General features: G+C 36.9%; 34 protein-coding genes. 2 read left to right on the top strand and 32 right to left on the bottom strand.

From position 1 onward, the window contains the following. Nucleotides 1-272: 272 nt before the first annotated feature. Together PAV_RS31160 and PAV_RS31155 are read left to right on the top strand one after the other, a co-directional pair. The gene (locus PAV_RS31160; protein WP_005552514.1) at nt 273-665 is read left to right on the top strand and encodes a helix-turn-helix domain-containing protein; all 393 of its coding nucleotides are present in this window, start codon (nt 273-275) and stop codon (nt 663-665) included. Between the two features lie 15 nt (nt 666-680). Continuing rightward, nucleotides 681-1,115, top strand: a complete 435-nt coding sequence (locus tag PAV_RS31155) for a hypothetical protein (protein WP_005552513.1) — start codon at nt 681-683, stop codon at nt 1,113-1,115. A 20-nt stretch (nt 1,116-1,135) separates the two neighbouring features. On the opposite strand, the gene PAV_RS31150 is transcribed toward PAV_RS31155, so the two are convergent. The 32 genes from PAV_RS31150 to PAV_RS31010 all read right to left on the bottom strand — a co-directional run bounded on the left by PAV_RS31150 (nt 1,136) and on the right by PAV_RS31010 (nt 18,567). Continuing rightward, nucleotides 1,136-2,161, bottom strand: a complete 1,026-nt coding sequence (locus PAV_RS31150) for a phage lytic cycle repressor MrpR family protein (RefSeq protein ID WP_005552512.1) — start codon at nt 2,159-2,161, stop codon at nt 1,136-1,138. A 232-nt stretch (nt 2,162-2,393) separates the two neighbouring features. Further along, nucleotides 2,394-4,055 carry a DUF262 domain-containing protein gene (locus PAV_RS31145; RefSeq protein ID WP_005552511.1) on the bottom strand — a complete coding sequence of 554 codons (1,662 nt, stop codon included), beginning with the start codon at nt 4,053-4,055 and terminating at the stop codon, nt 2,394-2,396. A 361-nt stretch (nt 4,056-4,416) separates the two neighbouring features. After that, on the bottom strand, nt 4,417-5,223 hold the full coding sequence (locus PAV_RS31140; RefSeq protein ID WP_005552509.1) for a hypothetical protein: 807 nt from the start codon (nt 5,221-5,223) through the stop codon (nt 4,417-4,419). Between the two features lie 148 nt (nt 5,224-5,371). Then, entirely contained in the window at nt 5,372-5,683 is a 312-nt protein-coding gene (locus PAV_RS36735; protein WP_005552508.1) for a hypothetical protein, read from the bottom strand. Nucleotides 5,684-5,702: 19 nt separating this feature from the next. After that, on the bottom strand, nt 5,703-6,050 hold the full coding sequence (locus PAV_RS31130; protein ID WP_005552507.1) for a hypothetical protein: 348 nt from the start codon (nt 6,048-6,050) through the stop codon (nt 5,703-5,705). Nucleotides 6,051-6,099: 49 nt separating this feature from the next. Next, nucleotides 6,100-6,297 carry a hypothetical protein gene (locus PAV_RS31125; RefSeq protein ID WP_005552506.1) on the bottom strand — a complete coding sequence of 66 codons (198 nt, stop codon included), beginning with the start codon at nt 6,295-6,297 and terminating at the stop codon, nt 6,100-6,102. Between the two features lie 6 nt (nt 6,298-6,303). Beyond that, nucleotides 6,304-6,759, bottom strand: coding sequence for a hypothetical protein (locus PAV_RS31120; RefSeq protein WP_005552505.1), 456 nt, complete (start codon nt 6,757-6,759; stop codon nt 6,304-6,306). A gap of 40 nt (nt 6,760-6,799) precedes the next feature. Beyond that, nucleotides 6,800-7,372 (bottom strand): hypothetical protein, encoded by a 573-nt coding sequence (locus PAV_RS31115; protein WP_005552504.1) that lies wholly within the window; start codon nt 7,370-7,372, stop codon nt 6,800-6,802. 70 nt (nt 7,373-7,442) lie between these two features. Next, nucleotides 7,443-7,787, bottom strand: coding sequence for a hypothetical protein (locus PAV_RS31110; protein WP_005552503.1), 345 nt, complete (start codon nt 7,785-7,787; stop codon nt 7,443-7,445). Between the two features lie 96 nt (nt 7,788-7,883). After that, nucleotides 7,884-8,123 carry a hypothetical protein gene (locus PAV_RS31105; protein ID WP_005552502.1) on the bottom strand — a complete coding sequence of 80 codons (240 nt, stop codon included), beginning with the start codon at nt 8,121-8,123 and terminating at the stop codon, nt 7,884-7,886. A gap of 44 nt (nt 8,124-8,167) precedes the next feature. Further along, entirely contained in the window at nt 8,168-8,458 is a 291-nt protein-coding gene (locus PAV_RS31100; RefSeq protein WP_372515467.1) for a DUF4258 domain-containing protein, read from the bottom strand. 49 nt (nt 8,459-8,507) lie between these two features. Beyond that, nucleotides 8,508-9,233, bottom strand: coding sequence for a tRNA(His) guanylyltransferase Thg1 family protein (locus tag PAV_RS31095; protein ID WP_005552500.1), 726 nt, complete (start codon nt 9,231-9,233; stop codon nt 8,508-8,510). Nucleotides 9,234-9,363: 130 nt separating this feature from the next. Beyond that, nucleotides 9,364-9,552, bottom strand: coding sequence for a hypothetical protein (locus PAV_RS31090; RefSeq protein WP_005552498.1), 189 nt, complete (start codon nt 9,550-9,552; stop codon nt 9,364-9,366). A 151-nt stretch (nt 9,553-9,703) separates the two neighbouring features. After that, nucleotides 9,704-10,336 (bottom strand): hypothetical protein, encoded by a 633-nt coding sequence (locus tag PAV_RS32955; RefSeq protein WP_005552496.1) that lies wholly within the window; start codon nt 10,334-10,336, stop codon nt 9,704-9,706. 69 nt (nt 10,337-10,405) lie between these two features. Beyond that, entirely contained in the window at nt 10,406-10,882 is a 477-nt protein-coding gene (locus PAV_RS31080; protein ID WP_157267433.1) for a hypothetical protein, read from the bottom strand. An 87-nt stretch (nt 10,883-10,969) separates the two neighbouring features. Next, nucleotides 10,970-11,167: a hypothetical protein gene (locus PAV_RS31075; protein WP_005552493.1), complete on the bottom strand. Its 198-nt coding sequence runs from the start codon at nt 11,165-11,167 to the stop codon at nt 10,970-10,972. 72 nt (nt 11,168-11,239) lie between these two features. After that, a complete protein-coding gene (locus tag PAV_RS35130) occupies nt 11,240-11,407 on the bottom strand; it encodes a hypothetical protein (RefSeq protein WP_005552492.1) in 168 nt (55 codons plus the stop codon). A gap of 27 nt (nt 11,408-11,434) precedes the next feature. Continuing rightward, entirely contained in the window at nt 11,435-11,608 is a 174-nt protein-coding gene (locus PAV_RS35495) for a hypothetical protein (RefSeq protein ID WP_005552491.1), read from the bottom strand. Nucleotides 11,609-12,039: 431 nt separating this feature from the next. Further along, nucleotides 12,040-12,261 carry a hypothetical protein gene (locus tag PAV_RS34090; RefSeq protein WP_005552489.1) on the bottom strand — a complete coding sequence of 74 codons (222 nt, stop codon included), beginning with the start codon at nt 12,259-12,261 and terminating at the stop codon, nt 12,040-12,042. Nucleotides 12,262-12,416: 155 nt separating this feature from the next. Continuing rightward, nucleotides 12,417-12,779 (bottom strand): DUF7222 domain-containing protein, encoded by a 363-nt coding sequence (locus PAV_RS31060; protein ID WP_005552488.1) that lies wholly within the window; start codon nt 12,777-12,779, stop codon nt 12,417-12,419. 75 nt (nt 12,780-12,854) lie between these two features. Then, a complete protein-coding gene (locus PAV_RS32950) occupies nt 12,855-13,424 on the bottom strand; it encodes a hypothetical protein (protein ID WP_005552487.1) in 570 nt (189 codons plus the stop codon). Between the two features lie 223 nt (nt 13,425-13,647). Continuing rightward, nucleotides 13,648-13,953: a hypothetical protein gene (locus PAV_RS31050; protein WP_005552486.1), complete on the bottom strand. Its 306-nt coding sequence runs from the start codon at nt 13,951-13,953 to the stop codon at nt 13,648-13,650. Nucleotides 13,954-14,037: 84 nt separating this feature from the next. Beyond that, entirely contained in the window at nt 14,038-14,502 is a 465-nt protein-coding gene (locus PAV_RS31045) for a hypothetical protein (RefSeq protein WP_005552485.1), read from the bottom strand. 82 nt (nt 14,503-14,584) lie between these two features. Further along, nucleotides 14,585-14,941, bottom strand: coding sequence for a hypothetical protein (locus PAV_RS31040; protein ID WP_005552484.1), 357 nt, complete (start codon nt 14,939-14,941; stop codon nt 14,585-14,587). Between the two features lie 485 nt (nt 14,942-15,426). Further along, nucleotides 15,427-15,708, bottom strand: coding sequence for a hypothetical protein (locus tag PAV_RS31035; RefSeq protein ID WP_005552483.1), 282 nt, complete (start codon nt 15,706-15,708; stop codon nt 15,427-15,429). A 226-nt stretch (nt 15,709-15,934) separates the two neighbouring features. Beyond that, entirely contained in the window at nt 15,935-16,072 is a 138-nt protein-coding gene (locus PAV_RS35125) for a hypothetical protein (protein WP_005552481.1), read from the bottom strand. A gap of 140 nt (nt 16,073-16,212) precedes the next feature. After that, nucleotides 16,213-16,464 (bottom strand): hypothetical protein, encoded by a 252-nt coding sequence (locus tag PAV_RS31030; RefSeq protein WP_005552480.1) that lies wholly within the window; start codon nt 16,462-16,464, stop codon nt 16,213-16,215. An 82-nt stretch (nt 16,465-16,546) separates the two neighbouring features. Further along, nucleotides 16,547-16,783 carry a hypothetical protein gene (locus tag PAV_RS31025; protein ID WP_005552479.1) on the bottom strand — a complete coding sequence of 79 codons (237 nt, stop codon included), beginning with the start codon at nt 16,781-16,783 and terminating at the stop codon, nt 16,547-16,549. A gap of 80 nt (nt 16,784-16,863) precedes the next feature. Next, nucleotides 16,864-17,103, bottom strand: a complete 240-nt coding sequence (locus PAV_RS31020) for a hypothetical protein (protein WP_005552478.1) — start codon at nt 17,101-17,103, stop codon at nt 16,864-16,866. Between the two features lie 133 nt (nt 17,104-17,236). Then, nucleotides 17,237-17,590 (bottom strand): hypothetical protein, encoded by a 354-nt coding sequence (locus PAV_RS31015; protein ID WP_005552477.1) that lies wholly within the window; start codon nt 17,588-17,590, stop codon nt 17,237-17,239. Between the two features lie 38 nt (nt 17,591-17,628). Further along, the gene (locus tag PAV_RS37105) at nt 17,629-17,760 is read right to left on the bottom strand and encodes a hypothetical protein (protein ID WP_005552476.1); all 132 of its coding nucleotides are present in this window, start codon (nt 17,758-17,760) and stop codon (nt 17,629-17,631) included. Nucleotides 17,761-17,871: 111 nt separating this feature from the next. Beyond that, nucleotides 17,872-18,567, bottom strand: coding sequence for a hypothetical protein (locus PAV_RS31010; protein WP_157267431.1), 696 nt, complete (start codon nt 18,565-18,567; stop codon nt 17,872-17,874). Nucleotides 18,568-18,621: the final 54 nt, after the last annotated feature.

Below are 18,621 nucleotides of genomic sequence, written 5' to 3'. Positions count from 1 at the left end.
AGTGGAAAAGATAATTTGTTGACAGTCACCACGTTTTATGATTATCGAATTTCTTGTTTCGCTATATCAAAGGAATATGCATCGTATAAAAAAATACGAAACGGGTAAATTAAACCATAGGTTTAACATGCTACACCATCATAGCCCCTAATATAATAATGTGCAATCCATAAAATCTTCCAGTCAAATCTATTTTCGCAATAAAGCTTAATAAATGACAGTTGTATTCAGTTGTTACAATTTTGACACAATATTGCATAGGGGGTGTCCAGTTGCAAAATGATAACAGAATCATTTTTGGCGAACTTATAAATAAACGACGCAAAGAATTGAAATTAACTTTGAAGTCTATATCGTCATTTTGCGGCGTGTCTGTTAATTTTATTAGCTTAGTTGAGCGTGGTCAAAAGTCGCCCAGAGATGAAGTGATATTGAAACTAGCTCAGATTCTGAAATTAGATGAAGATTTGCTCTTTAAGACATTGGACAAAATACACCCTTCGGTACAAAGTAATGTCAAAAATGTCATCAATGAACATGATGGTTTCAAGGAACTTCTTGGAGAATTGTACAAGAAGGTTAAAGACGAAAAAATGAGGGAAGAACTATATGAAGAAGTGTACAGTGTATATACAGATTTTCTTAAAAGAAACAACCTTGAATGAAAGGATAAAGTTAAAATGGAGATATTCAGTGTAGAAAAAAAATTCATTGACATGCTTGCAAACATATGGGGCTTTAAAGCCGCTGTTAGAATAGAAGATTTTCTCATGATAGTTTGCACTCTCCTTTTAGGGTACTTTCTTGGTCAACTTCGAATAGCATACCTTGTAAAGTGGAATTATATATTTTCTGATAAACTCAAATGTCTCGTATTCCAGAAAAATGAATATAAAGGAATAGTTCAATATGATTTCAAATATCCAAGAACATTTTTAGAGAGAATCGAATTAATATATGCACTACACTTAGCTAGTCGAAAAAAGGCAAAGCTTTCCCTTACCAGAGCCAAATGGTATTCACGAACAGTGATATTAGTAATTACTTTATTAGTCATTATTATGGTATTTATTATTTCATTCATGTTTAACGTTGTTGATTATCCTGAAATTTAAGAAAATCGCAATGGAGGAAATTACTCATCCATTGCGATTTTCTGTATTTGTATTCTTTTCATTTCGGACGGATACAATTCGTTAAGTGTGTCTAAGTTCAAGAAGTCACGCAATGACCATTTATACTTCATATTGAATTTTACACAAATCTCATCGATTTGTGATCTACCTAATTCTCCATCTCGCTCATATAAACGCAACGCCATATATATCATGCCACTACGCACGATGTACTTGGTCGTTAATGCATCTGTATATTCTTCCATTTCTTCTAACTGTCTTACCATTTCTAAACGGTTATAAACCGTATAATGACTTATTTTTTCACCTCCGTCCATGCTAACTTTGCGGCTCATATTTGCACTTTTTAGTACATATCTTGAAGAACCCAGTTCAATGTATTCTTTAATATTTGGAGCGTAATCCACGCTTCCATTCATTTTATAATATTGTCGTTCCTTGTTAGCTAGTATTGCCATTTCTATTACATTGCTTTCATTATCTACTTTTAATACTCTAGTTATTTCACCTTTGTCGTTACGTAGCTTAATTTCGTTGTTTACTGCATCAATATCATCTATTCTTAAATTCACTAACTCACAAACCTTAGAACCTTGTATCCCATTCCACAAACCTTCAATTATAAAACTATCTTGTTTATTCATTAGTGTGCTTATAATCGCCTTTTTCTCTTCGAAAGAAAAATACATCTTTGTAGCACTTTGTACAAATTCATAAAAGTACTCTTGTCTTCTTTTTATAGGATTTATTAGCTGGTGAGAGTACTTATTATCTATTGCCCACTGTACATATGCCGCTAGAACGTTACAATATGTACGCGCACTTTCTTTAGTGCGTGGTTTCAGTGTATTTACAAAGAAATTCTCAAACTCCTCATCGTTGAAATCGTAAATATCTTTTTGCATACTTTCTTCTGTTTCAAAGGACTTTCTAAACAATCTAGCATAAACATCCTTTGTATCTTGATTTTCAAACTTTTCAAGATATAGAGCTTTTATTTTCATATTGTATGTGTTGAACATCATGACAGATTACACTCCCTAGTTTTTTTGGCATTTACCTTTGCCTTTTCTTTTTGGCATCTCCTGCTCAACAATTTACTGTTCCGAGTATGAGACTATTATAATCTATGTATGTATAAAAGGCAAAGGGTATTGAGACCATTTCCCTCAATACCCAAAAAAAATCTAAGATGTTATGAGTACTTATGCGCTTTTATTTGCCTTTTGTTTTATATTTATGTGATTTTAATACTATTTACTCAATATCATCAGTATCCATTTGTCGTTCAATTCCATTAATATCTGCAAGATGTTTATCGAAAGCTTTTACCCCTTCTTCCATAGTCGCGGCTTCTTTAACCATCTTCAAGAAGGATTCTAGTGATGCAGACATTTCATCAAGACGCGTCAAAACATTTTCTTTCTTGGAAGAACCAGATTGACACGACTTACCATACTTGCTTTCCACGCTGTAATTGGAAATCAAGAAACTACGAATGAAGTCACCGAAAAGTTTAGGTTGAAGATTCTCTTTTATAGCAGTCTCAGCTACATAGAAGATTATTGGAACATGAATCTTCTTCAATGCCTTTTTGATGTCATCCATCTCATATTCCTCAAATGCAAGCGTGAGATATGTTGCATCATCTTCAAAACGTTGCATTAATTCATCTGAGATTGTCTTCTCAGCTTCTTTTAAGCGAAGTACATACTCTTGAATATGTCCTGCACCAAAACCTTTGATCTTTTCTTTTCCTTCTTCGAACAACATCGCAATTTGCAGAATAATTTCTTGGTCTACAAAGCGATCACGCGCTTTCTTCGACAACTCAACATCATCCTTGAAGAATGGAATCTTAGACAATTGGTTGATAGACGAAATAAGTTCGCTATGCATGGCGCGAGTAAGTTCGATCCGAGTGAGTGGCGAACCCGAATTTTGCTTAACGAACATTTCATCGCGCTCTGGTTCTGTCATGTTCTTCATGCGAACCAAAGTTATCGTTCTATCCAAAATCTCATCCTGCATTTCCTCAGTCAAGTCTTTAAACTTCATTGTAGCGATCTTATGTCCATAGACTGTCTTTGTCTTCTTGCTCAAAGCCCATTCTCCATTAATATAAGTCATCAACGTTGTGATACGCTGTTTACCATCTAGGAACCACTTCTTGCCATCGTTCGAATCTTGTACTAACACAGGGAACACATAGTACCCATATAGAATGGTATGAATTAGGTCGCTTTTCTGGTAGTCAGACCAAGCTTCGTTACGCTGAATAGCAAGGTCGAAGCGAAGTGTTGTTTCGTCTTCCCACTCAGGAATAGGTTTCCCATCTTTTATCGCTTGCTCAACTTCTTGCTCGCGATTAGCTTTGATTAACTGGTCTTTCTTCCACTCCTTGAATAGCGACTTGATGCTTACATTGCTTGAAGAATATTCAAGCTTAGTCTTGCGAGAGAAAGGAACAATTTCTTCTTTCTTCTCTATATCTTTCAACATTGGATTAGAGCCTTCCTTCTTTTCTTCCTCTGCAATATCACCATCATCTTTTAATTTAAGCTGTACACCTTCATTTTCATCTTCGTTTTCTTCTATGAAACCATCGCGCTTTCCTTTGTCCCATTCTTCGTCAGAAATTTCAGAACCAGCATCTTTTCTATCTGTTTCACCTTTGTTTTCGTCACTGTCAGAAGGATTTTGCGGCTCTTGATTTTCAACATTAACGTTATCTTCGACAAGCTGTTCGTTGTTAGTTCCAGCTTCTACAGGATTTTCATTTTCGCCTTCACCTTGAACAATAACTTGTTGTGGATCTTGTACTGCAACTGCACCATCTTTCTCTTTCTCTTTCGCTTTCGCTTTTGTCTTTCCAGCAACTTGTGGTTTCCGAATACCAGTTGTTTTTTGGGTAGCCATGATTTATTTTCTCCCTTCGATTTACGATTTCGTCTATAGTTGTACAGCTTATCTGCAAATTCACACGATCTTCTAAAACTTTCTTAGGTTTCTACTTTCCACCAGTAATTAATGCGACAAATATTCCGATCATAAAGAGCCAAACATATGCAACAAAAACATTCTTATTTAGCGGATACCCTAATATCTTATGATGGGTATCGCATATTCTATTTAAGAAGTTCTCTATACGTTCTAATACTTTTTGCAAGCTACAACCCCCTTGCAATTACTACAAACATTATAGCACAGAAAATTGCCCTGTATACATTGTTTAAAGAAACTTTTAGTTATTTTCAAAAGAAAAATCTGATGTGTCATATCACACACCAGACCCTTCTTCTTCAAAAAATCTCTTAATATCAAGCTTTTCAATCACTTCATTCCAAACACTTTGACCCATAACATGTTTAGTATAGCTTATATCGCTTTGGAAGTATCGCAAATATGACTCATCGATATAGCCATGCGTCAATGCTTGATATGCGACAATCTTTGGAGTCAAGTCCATACCACAACCTAAAAGGAACAAGTATTCATCGCCAGATTCATTCATTGCAAGATGACCAAGACCAATCTTGTTAGCGACTTCTCTATCTAAGTGATTGTTAAACCGCCATACAGTGTTCCAGTAAATTTCATGGTATTCCATTTCAAGGTCTTCAAATTCAGGCTGCTCCTCAATCCAATCTTGCTTCAATCGTTCAATCGTTTCCTTTGCTTCGCCTTCAAGGTATTCCCAATCAACCTCTTCGCCTTCGTCATCATAAATTGCGTGAATCGTGCTATGGTCATCTTCTTCATCATCATTTGGCTGTTCTTTGATTTCATATTTTCCGAACTTCTCATCAGCTTTTGTTTTAATATGAGCAATATATTCAACTTCCGTATCAAACTCGTCATCTTCATATTTACGAGTACCAGAGTTAATTTCGTAATCCTCAATCCAATTATAGTTGCTGATATCAAGCTTATCACAATCAACTTGACCAACAGGAATGAAGGCGATTACATTATTCTTGTTCTCTTCTACAACCTTCGCATATAACTCTTGAAACTGCTCTTTAAGAGCCTTGTCATTGATATAGTGATCAAATCCCCACATTACTCTTTCCAATTGTCCTGCCATATTATCTGCCCCTCTCGAATATGTTCTCATTTATAGTTGTACAAATCATTTTATAATTCCCATGCATATTAAAAAGAACTTGAACCCAATTGAAGATATGAATATCTGTTCATATACTTAATTGTAGCACAAGTTCTTCGGGATGAAACTACATCTTATATGTCTTAGGTTCAATATTCTTACCGCTACCCTTAATTTGTTCAGCAATCCATACAGACTTGCCACTCTTTTTATAAAAGCGCCAGAATCCTTTCTGATGCCAAGATTCTGTTTTCCTTTCATATCCTCTTTTTTCGCCAGTATTTTCTTTGGCAAAATTAAATCTGTACTCCACACTCGATAGTTTAACGACTCGATTCTTGCCACCGCTTTTATGCTTGGCTTTCTTAGTCGTAGACGTTCTCACTGTCTTTGATTCAACTACATGCTTATGATGGTTCATGTACTGGAATGTTGACATAACCAAGTGTGCTTGGTTTTTAAAAATCCTTCTCCAACATTTCCTCTGTCACTCCTTGTTGATATACAACAACGTTAGAAAATTTCCCTGTTTCAGCCATGCTCACGTCCATCTTATATGATGCAAGCTGTTTCCTAGACTCCCAATCAAGAATGGAAAAAGAAACCCCATCAGATTCAATCTTGAAGTACACACCTGTCGTAAGATTCATATTGAACATTTCAACATATCCAGACACCAGCAATACCCCTTCTGACAGGGGAAATTCAATAGAAGAGAACCGTTTGTGATTATCTCTATCCCATTCGACAATCTTCACTGCATCGTCATTAGAAAGCATAATCTTGTTTATTTTGTTGTAGTTCATCACCGTCACCTCATATATAATTGTACAAGAGCGTGAGAGAACCCCACGCTCACCCTTCATATACTACAAATTTTTCACGAAACTCTTTGCTAACGCCATTTGTCGAAACGACCATAGGCTCACCAATATCATTATGAACTATTGTGATTGTATCTCCATCCTTCTTTACACCATAACCTCTACCCTTTGTTAGAAGAACTCTATCAGTTCCTTCCTCCAAAACATTTTTCGTTGTGCCGATAATCATACCAACTCACGCCCTTAAAATAATTTCAGATAACTTAGCAATCAATGCAAGCTTTTCAGTTGTGTTTAGTCTTGCCGACATTCTATGTATCTTTTCAAATTCTTCATCGAGTGGTGCTTCTTTGTTTGCCTTCGTGTTCATGGACTTCGTTGCCGCTTGCTGTCTTGCGGCTTCGTCTCGAATAGCCCACTCTCTAACCTTCTCCTTGTTGTCGAGTCTTCCGAACCATGCAGGCATATTTACGCCACTAGTCCTTACGGAAAGCGCACCCTCACCTTTATGCTTCACATACACATAGTACATATTCCCTACAGATGATGTTACGAGATTTTTGTCGAACCAGTGGATTTCTTCCAGATCGTTTACATTCACCCAACCGTAAGACTTCTTACCTTTACTGCCAACGTGCATTCCAGCGTATACCCATTCCTCTCGAACATATCCTTCTTCGTCGCTCAACATTTACACCTCCCATAAATAATTGTACAGGAGTGTGTATGAATCACACACCAGCAAAAATTTCTTTTAAGCGGTTGATATGTTTCTGTGCGTTCGATGTCATGTTCACTAATATCATTTTATGAAACTTGGAGAATGATGCCGCAAGCTTCTGGTCAACTTCATTTGGATTCATAAGCTGGAAATATACTTTTAGCATAATCATTTCCATAATTGCATCCATCTGATCATCATCGCTAGTTGGAGAATACAGATAATATTCACCTTGATATCGAACAACACCCAATCCGACATCAGTCGCTAAGTCGATGTCAATATTACCTTTTACGCGATAAAACGGAACGCCTTTGTTATATGGTGTTTCCATTAACCCTGTAACACCACTAACTATTTTTTTTGCAACTTGAATATATCCGCTTTCGACTCCTTGAAACAATTCATTACTACTTTTTCCGATATATTCACCTAGCGAATGAGCTTCAAAATTATCATCTACTAGAAATATTGATGCAATATGAAAATCGACGCCTTTTTGTAGCTTGGAAGCGTCGATACCAGAATCCATATATCTTGCAATTCCTTCATCTTGCTTGTTCAAGTATAGTAATTTACCCATAACGTACCTCCAATAATATGTATTCAAGTTGTGTCAACATCAATAGATGACGACACGCTTTCAAAACATATTACTCATTTAATTCTTTAAAAACCTTTGTACTATCAACCAACGCTTGCAAAGAATCATCTAGTTCAACCTTCTTATTCAAGCCGAACAGTTTACCATCGCGAATTTCAATTGCTCCTTGCTCAACGCCAAGAATTTCCCAAAAGCGAAGCTTGTACATCTCTTCGAGAGTATCCTCAACGCCTTGTCTGTCACCATTTTTAGCTTGATTTAAAACGGATTCAGTCAAAGCTTTACGAACATTTTCATAGTTCCCTAAGAATGTTAATTGATTTAGTGTACCAACTTCAAGTTCTATATTTAGACTGATAATATTTTCTTCATTAATTTTTGCGACTACTTTCATGTCACAACCTCCTTATTATACTTATAGTTGTACAGAAACACCAGAGAATCACACGCTACTCATTAGTCACCTCAATATAAAGCAAGGAGCCTATTTCTAGGCTCCAACAGCTAATTCATTAAATGATTTTTCCATCTCTTCGATAGACTTCTCTATTTGTTCGATTTTTTGCAATGTCTTCCCATTGATGTATTGCTCGCCACATTGCATACATTTCGATCCATTGACTGGTACTGTATCACTTTTCATGTGAGTTGATTTGACCTTTAGTGGTATGTGCAAAACTTCTTCTCTAACATCTTCACACCCACATATTACACATTTTGCAATAGCCAAGAGACATCACGCTCCTTTCACCCATTATATAACAATCATCAACATTAATCAATTACTGTGACGATGAACATGTTATTCGGAAAATCTATTGATATGACAACAGACCACTCAAATTTTCCCTTGACTCTATAATTATATTTCCCTGTGAACATTTGGTCTTCTGATTCTCGCTCGTCATCTACCTCTGTAGGGTTCCTGAGAATATCATAGACATCAGATGTTTCAATGTTTCGTTCTCTCATTCGCTTGATTGCGTGATAAGTAAACTCATCTTTATTCGCATCCAACATCTGGGCAATCATTTGGAAGATAACTCTTTCGTCCAAGTGTTTCACCTCCTCTCATATATATAATTGTACAAGAGTGGCGAAAATCCTCACGCTTTTATAAAAACTTTTCAATATAATTTCTATCCTGTGTAAACACAGGGATTTCCATGTCAACATCCCACTTGGTACGCTGTGCAATTCCTTGTTCAGTCTCTTTGTTGTACTGAATTTTTGTAATACATACACCGCGTTTCTGCCACGTTTCAAGATCGTTCCAGTTGATTCCTTTTTCGCTGAACAACTTTTCCTGCAATTGACTTCCATTCAACCCTTGAAGCGACTTGTGTGAGAAGTTCGCTTGTGCAACCATCGAAATACTGTTCTTGCTTGCATCTTGTTGTCGCCAAATGAAATAGTTGTTTACTTCTTCTTTAGGTAGGACAAACGCTCGACAGTCGAATAGTGCTGGCTTGTCGATAATGCCGCGAGTCAGTTCGTTGAATTTGTATGTGAACAATGAAGCCGCAACAGAAACCATCTTTTGTAGATTGTTGTCGAACCATGATTCGGTTGTCAATTTGTGATAGTTTGTCAATAGGAAAGAAACTTCATCGCTTTGGTGATATGCTACTTTCACACCCATCATTTCTTTAGCAACATACTTCGAAGTTTCCCAAAAGCAATTAGCCAGGAAAGAACTAAATGGTTTTTCTAATCCTTTTGTATAGCTATGAAATGCTTTGCCATCAATTCGTAGGATTATAGGCATTCTTTTCATTAGGTAATATCGAGATACATCCTCGTATCCCTTCATGCGGTTCCCAAGATTATCTTTTGTCATTTTCATCTTCTCCTTGTTGTCGTCAGTATTATTTGTACAGAAGTAATCCGAAATCACACATTATAAAAAAATTCTGCTACGTCGACATGTAAATATGTTGACAGTAGCAGTAATGTAAATGGTTCTGGCTTTACTGTGTATCCACTTTTTTTGTATAAGAATAAACAGTTTGAATGTTGACGCTTAGCGCTTCGGCAATTTCAGAATACTTTATCCTTTTAGACTTTACGATACGCCTTATATTTGCACTGATAATATCGCGATCAGTATTATTACAAGACTCTTTTAATTCGATCAAGTCCATATACCCTATTTCCATCCCATACACTTCCTAAATTCTAAATTGAACTCACATTTTATTTAACGAAGTATACTACATATAGTATCTCAAACATATATTTTATCATTTGAGTCACTATATGTAGTACCATCTCACTAATTATTGTACAAAAGTGAGATGGAGTCACACGCTAGATTGAATTTTTATTTGCAGAAATATCTTCTTTAATCCAATAAATTTTATCACGATCATCATGGCGAACAACGGCTTTCAGGGCATTCTTTCTTGCTTCTTCTTCATTGCGTCCCGATACAGTTTCGCAATAATCTTCCCTGTTAAAGCTTTTAAATTTAACTGTCCAGACTTTCATGATGTCCTCCTTATTTTTCTGTTTTTGTGAAATTGTAATCTCCAAATCAAGAGCATTCAGCACTCTTAAAAAATTTTCTATGGTATAATTCTTATTGCCGCTAGTTATACCATGAATTTGTGGGCTATGAACATTCGTTGAGCTTTCAAGCTTTCTAAGACTAGATCCTATTTCATCTATTCTCGATTTGATAATAGAACCTAACTCTTCCTTTTGTTCTTGTATTTCCTTATTGTCAAGGCGTTCAAAAGCTATGCCTTCACCTCTCTTTGTTCCAGCCTTGTACGTTTTATTGTTTGATATTATTGTTTGGGCAATCTTCTTTCCTTCTTCAACTGTATAGATCACAGTCCAAGACTCGCACTTTTTCACTTCTATATTCTCGCCTTTCACTCGCAAGGGAAAACCAAAATCCAACTTTAAAGCATTTCTTTCAGCACCAGTAAGTTTCATTCCAACCTGTCCATTCACATTAATTTGTACAAAAGTATGAGTGAATCACACAATTGAGTAAAAATTTATTCAGATAATATGTACATTGATTTCATCAGAAGCTGATTCAACAAACAATAACGAATCACACAAATTGCAATTAATAGCCTTATCCCAAGTGATTCCCTTTTCATGTGCTATAGCCAATTCCAAATCATATCTGCACTTAGGACACTCGAATTTATATATATTCCCTGTTTGTTTGCAACAACCGCTGAACCCTAATAGATAATCAGGATCAGGGTAAAGCTTTTCTGGTGAAACATTACGAATCGTCATCAATAATCTGTGTTGTATTGGATGATATGGTGGATGTCCTGTAAGCCGTACCATACCGTCATGTTTTGTATAGATTGCTATATCACGAAAACCAGAAGGATATTTTTCATCTATATTATAAACTAATTTTGTAGCATGTGGTGCATCTTCTATTTTTATTCTGTTAGAATAAAATCCAGTCATACCGTTAATAAATGTTTCAATAACTTTATCATTATTAGTTTTCATTACTGCACCAACTTTCATTTATATGTTTTATTGCTTACATCTATAGTTGTACAGATGTAAGTTAAAAACACACAACTGAATCCAGTTTTATTTAGGCATTACACAAATAGTGTATCCATCAACCTCAACCAATGTTGCAACTATATCGTTTTTGCTCAATCCACTTCCACGAAACTTATTGATAATTGCATCCTCGGCTCCTGATTCACTACTTGCAACAACAAACTCTTGTAGGTAGCCGCTACTGTCGTCTGAGGTTTCATAGGTAACGTAGTATAAATTCATTTTAATCTCTCCTATCCAATTTAAAAGGAGGGCTGTATCTCTGTAGCCCGTAATAATTGATTTTCATCAATATTAATTGATATGCGTAAACCATCTTTTATCTTCTTTCCATGCTCTTATTACTTCATCTTCGGTAGGTTTTGTTGCCCAATTAATATAATAGCGTTTCCCTTCTTTTGTTTCTACATAAGCATCGTACCCACTTATAACACTTTCAATTATTGAAACTACTTTAATCATTAACTTTACCTCCATAAATTCAAGGTTTTATTGAGTCCGATTTCGCTTTGATTTGTTGAACTGACTTCTAAATTGCTCCAACACCCATTCCCTTTCGTAATGGTTTTCATCTGCAACATCATCGCAAGTCTGCAAAACTTCATCCACAAGTTCAGCAATTCGCTTCATTGCCTGTTTGTACAGGTCATCTTCTTTTGACAAGTCATCACCTTCTTATGCAAGTCAATAAAAGTAAACTTCTATTCACAATATAGTTATACAGATACAAGGTAAAAACACACGCTTGTATCAAGGTTTTATTCACTCAAACATTCTTCACAAGCGTTACAAGAAAAACAATATGAGCATCCACATTCATTTCCGCCACAATCGCAACAATCATAATGTTCGTGACATTTGCACGCCTTTGCGACAATAGGGTTTGGAACACTGAAAGCATCAAGTTCTTTCAGGTGTTGTATAGCTCTTTCATTGATTGTCATTATTTCACTCCCTAATATGAGTCTATAAAGTCTTTCGCTTCCTGCATGGTTCCAGCTTCCCATTCGACGACACGAACCGCCGCTGGCATAGCCCATTCGTCTTTCGTGAAGACATGGAACTCATCGCCAACCTCTTTAATTTTGAAACCTTTATAGGAAACGACTTTCGGTTTTGTTTTTATCGCGGTCATATTCAATTCCTTTCGTGAATATTTGATAAAAAGTCCCTTCATATTCGTATTGATCTATTCTTAACCATCCAGCCGCTATCATAAATATATCATGTTGACTAGCTTCTTCTTTTGTTTCATAAGAATAAGTTTCGCGTTCAGAAATCGTGATTTTAATTTCTCTATCTATTTGCTTCGCCAATCTATCACCTCATCTATATCATCTATATTTGTACAAAACAATCATGTTTTCACACACTTGCATCAAATTAATTCACAACAATTTTATGGATTAATTTCATACAAAAGCCCACAACCATTATATCATAGTCATGGGCTTTTGGTGTAAATATATGCCTATTCTTCGTAGTTTTCCAACTTGTCCAGCACCTTGCAAACTGCCCACTCATAGCCGAACCAAGCGAACCAATCGAACGAATTAATATTGTCGTTAATTGGTGGACAGCCACCAAACTCTTCTTTATATTCAAAGAATGCTTCGCCAATTTCAACGGCGTATTCCTTGAAAAACTTTTTTGTATCATCATGATAAATCAGACCAGACACCGAACCACTTTGGCATCCATATTGACGAACATCTTCAAGCCATAATTGCGCGTCTTCGTTATTTTCAAGTGCATCCTCAATGACACACTTAATCAGTTCGTTATCGATTTTTGATTTGATATTTTCCAATTTCCCTACGATTGTTTGTTTCATGTTCAATCATCCTCCAAATTTGTTTGTCGATATTAATTGTACAAATTTATCACAAAATCACACACATCGTAAAAATTATTCATAGTGCGGTCTGCATGTCGAGCGTGACGCGCCGCGACTACCTTCGATACATATATCAATCTCGTAACCACCAAGGACGCTTGAAATGTTTCCTTCGCCTTCTCCGTACTTTTCACGCATAGATGCTTCAATATTTTCAGCATCTTCATATTTACAAAGCTGTGAGTCTGATAACTTTCTCCAATCATAATACCAACCGCCTTCTTCTGCACCGCCATATTCGCGTGTAATTGTGTAAACATTAACCCATACCATTATTTCGCCGCCATTAAGAAATTTAATACGCTCTTTGACGGAATTGATAATCGAATTGTATTCGACTTCTCGCGCCTTCCCATCGTGCATTATCGAAAGCATTTCACCGAATATCAGGAACAAGTCTTTCGTGTATGCTGGCTCACCATAATGGTATGCGCTAATCATTTTGTCGTGCATCGAATCATGAAGCATGACATAAGCGTCTTGCCATTCAATTTGTTCAGCGTCTTCGATCTTCGCGCTTTCGATTGCATCAACAACCAGCTCGTAGGTTTCTGATACTGCATGAATATTAAGATAATTCATATGTTAATCCCTCCTGATAATAGTTGTACAAATATGAAGCGAAATCCCACAGCTTCAAAAATTAATGCTCAATAAGGAGGAAAAGGTTTTGAGGGACAACCTTATCAAGCATTAATTTTCAGAGCCATGTGTAGTGAATCGAGCGCACAAGGTAGGAAAAGGTTTGAGGGAACCACTTATGCGTTCGATTCACTAGCCAACCGTAGTTGGCTAGACTTGTGTACTATTCGTTGAATGACAGAATGTTTTCAATCTTGCCTTCCTTTACTTCAATTCCTTTTTGCGTAAATGTCATAGCTGTAAATTCTGCCGATACTTTGACTGCTCCGCAATTGCGTTCGCATGGGCATTCTTCCACTTCTATAGAACCCATGACCATATCGCCCATTTGTTGAAGTTCTTCGTTCATCTTTTCTTTTGCTTGCTCTATCGCCATCGCCATTGCGAATTTCTTTTCCATGTCGCCAAGAAGTCCATTCAAAATCTCTTCAAAAGTTTTACCTGCGTTATTTGTCTTAGTTGTGTTCATTTGTCATATCCCCTTGTCGGTTTTAATTTGTTTGTCGATAATAGTTGTACAAAAGGGGCGTGCTTCCACACGCCCCAAGAAAAATTATGCCGCTTGATTCTTTTGGATTCTGCCACTTGTCCATGCGCCGCCATATATTCCTAACTCGTCGAACTGATTAAACAGGCATTTCTTCATGCCTTCAAGGTATTTTTTATATAAACCTTTTTGAAGATTTTTAAAGTTACCCCTGCTATAATAATCCTGTTCCTTTTGAATCAGTTTTATAGCCATGCTCCATTCATTATCTTCGACAACAATATAGAAAAGTGTGCTTTCCATAACTGCTCTTTCTCCATTGCTCACCCATTCGTCACATTCGGAAAAGCTTTTATATTTCTGTGTGAAGTCTCTGACGAATGTTTTTAGCGAAGTTCTCCACTCTTCGTATTGAAGTTCATAATCAACATATTCCCCTTCTTCGTCTTCAAATGTGGATTGGAAGTTGTCCCAATCTACATAGTAAAGCCCCTCATATTCACCATGAACACATGCATTACCGCGTCCCATATTCACCATTCCCTTTCTTGTTTTGTCCCTCAATAGTAGTTGTACAAAAGGAGTGTGGTTTCCCACACTCCCGAAAAATTTATTATTTAATTTCTTTCGCCTTTGCAATCAGCGCATAAATGTTTTTGTTGTATACATTTGTATCTTTTTCTTGACCGCCACCCATTGCATATACTCTATGTTCATCGAGGTTATCGCCATGGAATGCACTATCTATACATACCTCATTACCGCCTGTTTGCATTACGCAAAGTGTCAGTGCATTTCCGAATGGAAGCTTCACGACAATTGTATTCATCCAATCCTCATGCCCATCTTCATGACGCCCTCTCAAATGTGACATATCAATTTCATAATGATTGCATCCATTGAATACTGGAAGCCCTTTGGCTTCTGCTTCCTTACGAGTATGTTTTGTGAATGTTAATTCTTTTTGCATGTTTATCTTCTCCTTTTCGTGTGTCCCTCACACTATGTATTGTACAAAAGCGTTAGTAAATCCCACACTAAACGCCAAAAAGATATACAAATTTCTTTGTATGCCTTTTTCGTGCTTAGTAAAAAGAGACTACCAACACCGCGCGTTGTGCTGGTAGTCTTGTGATGTATTTCTATTCGACAATCATATATATCATCCCTCCTTAATATCGTTCTTGTCCCTTTCGTCTCTAGGTTAATTAGCACATATCGCATTCCCCTTTCTAGGTTCGCACCTGCGAGAGCCTTGTGATCCTCAATGTGAGTCGCTATGTAAACCCGAAAATCTCAACCATCCTTTCACCGCCTTTCAATGTTATTTGTACAAAAATTGAATCGAATCACACAACTAACACAAATTTTCCTTTGTACTATGAACACGAATTGAACCATCGTTGACAACTTTCATGACTTCGAAGTCACAATTAAGATTTTCGTTTACAAATTTCAAAATAGCTTCTTGCGTGTATTCGAAACTGCCATAACTTCCATATTGGAATCTGCGGAACTCACTTTCGTTGTCCTTGCCTTCTTCATGACAATGGTTAACGTAAGCATTGAAAACGAAGAACTTGGAATACTTCGATTTCTTTTCTTTGTGCCGCTCATTTCCAGATAGATGGAAACTCCATCTATATTTTTGATTCGTGTGCGGATTCGGCAATTCCCAACGCCATTATGTTCTGCAACATCCCATCCTGCACCTTCAAAGATTAAAATTTTTGCCATTTTAATTTCCCCTTTCGTTTTCCCCTCATATGTATTTGTACAGAACTTTTATAGAATCACACGATATTCCAAAACTTTCTCCAATATAGAATATTCGACGCTTCGACTTGTTCTTTTGTATGTTCAATTCGACATACGCAATCGCGCCAAACTTCCGTTGACGCGTTTCTATGGATACCACAAGTGCATTTCCATCCATTGCCTACATTTGTAATCCCTTTGTTGCTCATGAAAAAATCCCTCCAATCGTTCCAACAATCATCGAAAACGCCATAGTTCCAATTGCGCCATAATATAAGAATTGACCTTCAATATTTCCATCTAAGTCAAAGTAAACGTCAACTTTATGTTTAAAGTTTCGCATGATTATCACCTCATATTTATTTGTACAATTCAAAAACAAAAACCCACACCGAAACAAAAATATTTCGATGGATGTTTTCACGCTTGAAATTAAAAAGTGGGTAGGCATTCGCCCACCCACTTCACACCGCGCCTATGGAGCTAAACGCGCATAAATTCGCCTATGTCAAAGCGCATTTTCCCAACTTGGAAAACAATTTTTTCAGTCAAATATTTAAGTGTGACGAAAAAGAATTGTTTAGTTTCGCCCATCGTAATGTATCCGAAAACCTTATCATTGATACCATGTTCAACATGACACACTGCCACACCGCTTGTGTTCGTGATATGTGTAACCCCGATAGGCTTAATTTCACCTTTGTTGTACTTCTCAATCAATGTCTTTTTGTCCATGTCTAATCATCCTTTTCCGTTTGTTTTTGTCCCTCATATATAATTGTACAGGCGCATGGCGAAACCACACGCCTATATGAAATTAATTTGCTTCGCGGTATCCAATCCCTACAAAATGTTTGCGGTATGCGTTACATGCACGAGTTGTGGACTGTGTGCCATAACTTGAATCAATCACAAAAGTTCCTTTTGTGTCGTCAACCTTGCAAATTGCAGTAGCATAGTAATAAAAATCTCTTTTCCCTTGTGAAATGGAAACTCTATGATTGCCTGCCTTAGTGTCTTTCTTTACGTTTACCAATGTTTGAACTGTTTTCATGTTTATCATCCTTTTCCGTTTATATTGTCTCTCGATTATATTTGTACAAAAGTTTTTCGGAATCCCACGCACTGAAAAAATTAATATTCGCGTATGATATAATGACTATCATCTATAATTGTCGCGCCTTTGTCCTCCATCCAGTCTTCAAAGTTGCGGAAAATTCCACCGCTTTCATGGAATGCTTTCGCGTCTTGTCTCCCATCGAAACAATCCCAACATAAAGGATTTTCTTCCTTGTTCGCGTCTTCTGTACTTGCATAATTCGCGTTCGTTGCTTGTTCGAATTTACCGCATGAACATCTAAAAAATAACTCCATCGTTTTCACCTTTTCTATATGATTTGTCCCTCATATGTATTTGTACAGTTTGAGACAAAAACCACACGCAAAATAAAAATATTTTTGCATGACGTTTTCAAGCCAAACAAAAAGAAGGGCTTTCGCCCCTCTCTCATTTGTGGATGTTCCATCCTAGATATTCATAATCACCTGTATATTGAACATCTACAAGCTTTCCTGTATATTGCTTTTTCAGCTTGTCTAGTTTTGCCGCGCTTTTTGGTTCTTTCCCAATTTCTAAAACCCATGTACCGCCTTCGTCATCAGCGTATGTCTCCAAGTAGTACCAACCTTTTTCATAGAAAACGCTCTTTACTTTTTCAGTAGTCATAACAATTTCGGCATGATGAATAGGCTTTTGAAGTTGTATTTCACAAGTGTTTAAATCGGTTGCATTCGCGTTCGTCACCCCTGCCCCTACGAAAAAGATGATTGCAATAATGATGGATGTAATAAGTTTTTTCATGTTTTAGCCCTCCGATAATGGTTTATTTTTTGCGTTTCCTATGCTATTCCTTCCGCTGAATCCAGTAAGTCCATTTCATATAGTTCTTGTGGCGTATATTCGCGGCGTTCTGGTGCTGTATGCTGGTGTTTGAAAAATTGCGCGATATATGCGAATAATTTTTGTTTCATGCCTTTTCCCTCCTTCATATGTATTAGTATAAAAGTCTATGAGAACCACACACTAGGAAATTTTTATTTCTGAGGAAGGACGCTTTTTGCGCCCTCCTCTATTTAATCCGCTTATACAGCGGCGTTGTATGCTTTTTCGATGCGCTTGAAATCGCGGTCAGTACGTTTGCCCACTTGCTTATCAATTTCAACCTTTTTGAACCCTTCAAGGCGTAGGCGAATAATTTCCATTTCTGCATCACTGAAAATTCCCATTTCCTTAGCCATTTGTAACGCTTCTTCTTCTGTAGAGCGTGAAACTCCTTCCTCCTGCACATACATTTGTTGCTCTGTGACAACTAGTGTTTGATTGCGGAGTTTACGAAGTTGAACTCTCATAACGTTTTTAAGTCTCATAAAACATACTTTAACCGCATCATCTGCACTATCGAACATTGTTTCGCTAAAAGTTAGGCGCATAGAATCGAATACAAATTCGTCCATGATGTCGTCAATGTCAAACGCTACAATATTCCCGCGATTGCTTGAAGCCATCATATAGCTTTGTTTCGCTTCAATGCTTGCCATTGCTTGTACTTGTTCTAATTGCTTGAAATTCAAGCCCATATCTAAGAAACGCTTTACAGTCATTTTTACATAGTCGCGTAGGAAGTAAGTAACCATTGCTGTTTGCAGTTGCATGAAAGGCGTATAATCATACTCCACTTCGTCGCCTTTTGCGTTTGTGTAGGACATTGGGAACGTTGCACCCTTGATATTTTTGAGTGCTTCGATTCCGTCATTATAGCGGAAACGCGCCATGTCCATGTGTTCCCCTTCTAGCTCATTCGCGCCATTGTTACGTTTGCCTGTTCTCTTGTC

The sequence above is a fragment of the Paenibacillus alvei DSM 29 genome (assembly GCF_000293805.1).
GTDB classification, from domain to species: domain Bacteria; phylum Bacillota; class Bacilli; order Paenibacillales; family Paenibacillaceae; genus Paenibacillus_B; species Paenibacillus_B alvei.
The sequence above is the reverse complement of the archived record's forward strand: the minus strand, read 5'-3'. Positions and strand labels throughout refer to the sequence as shown.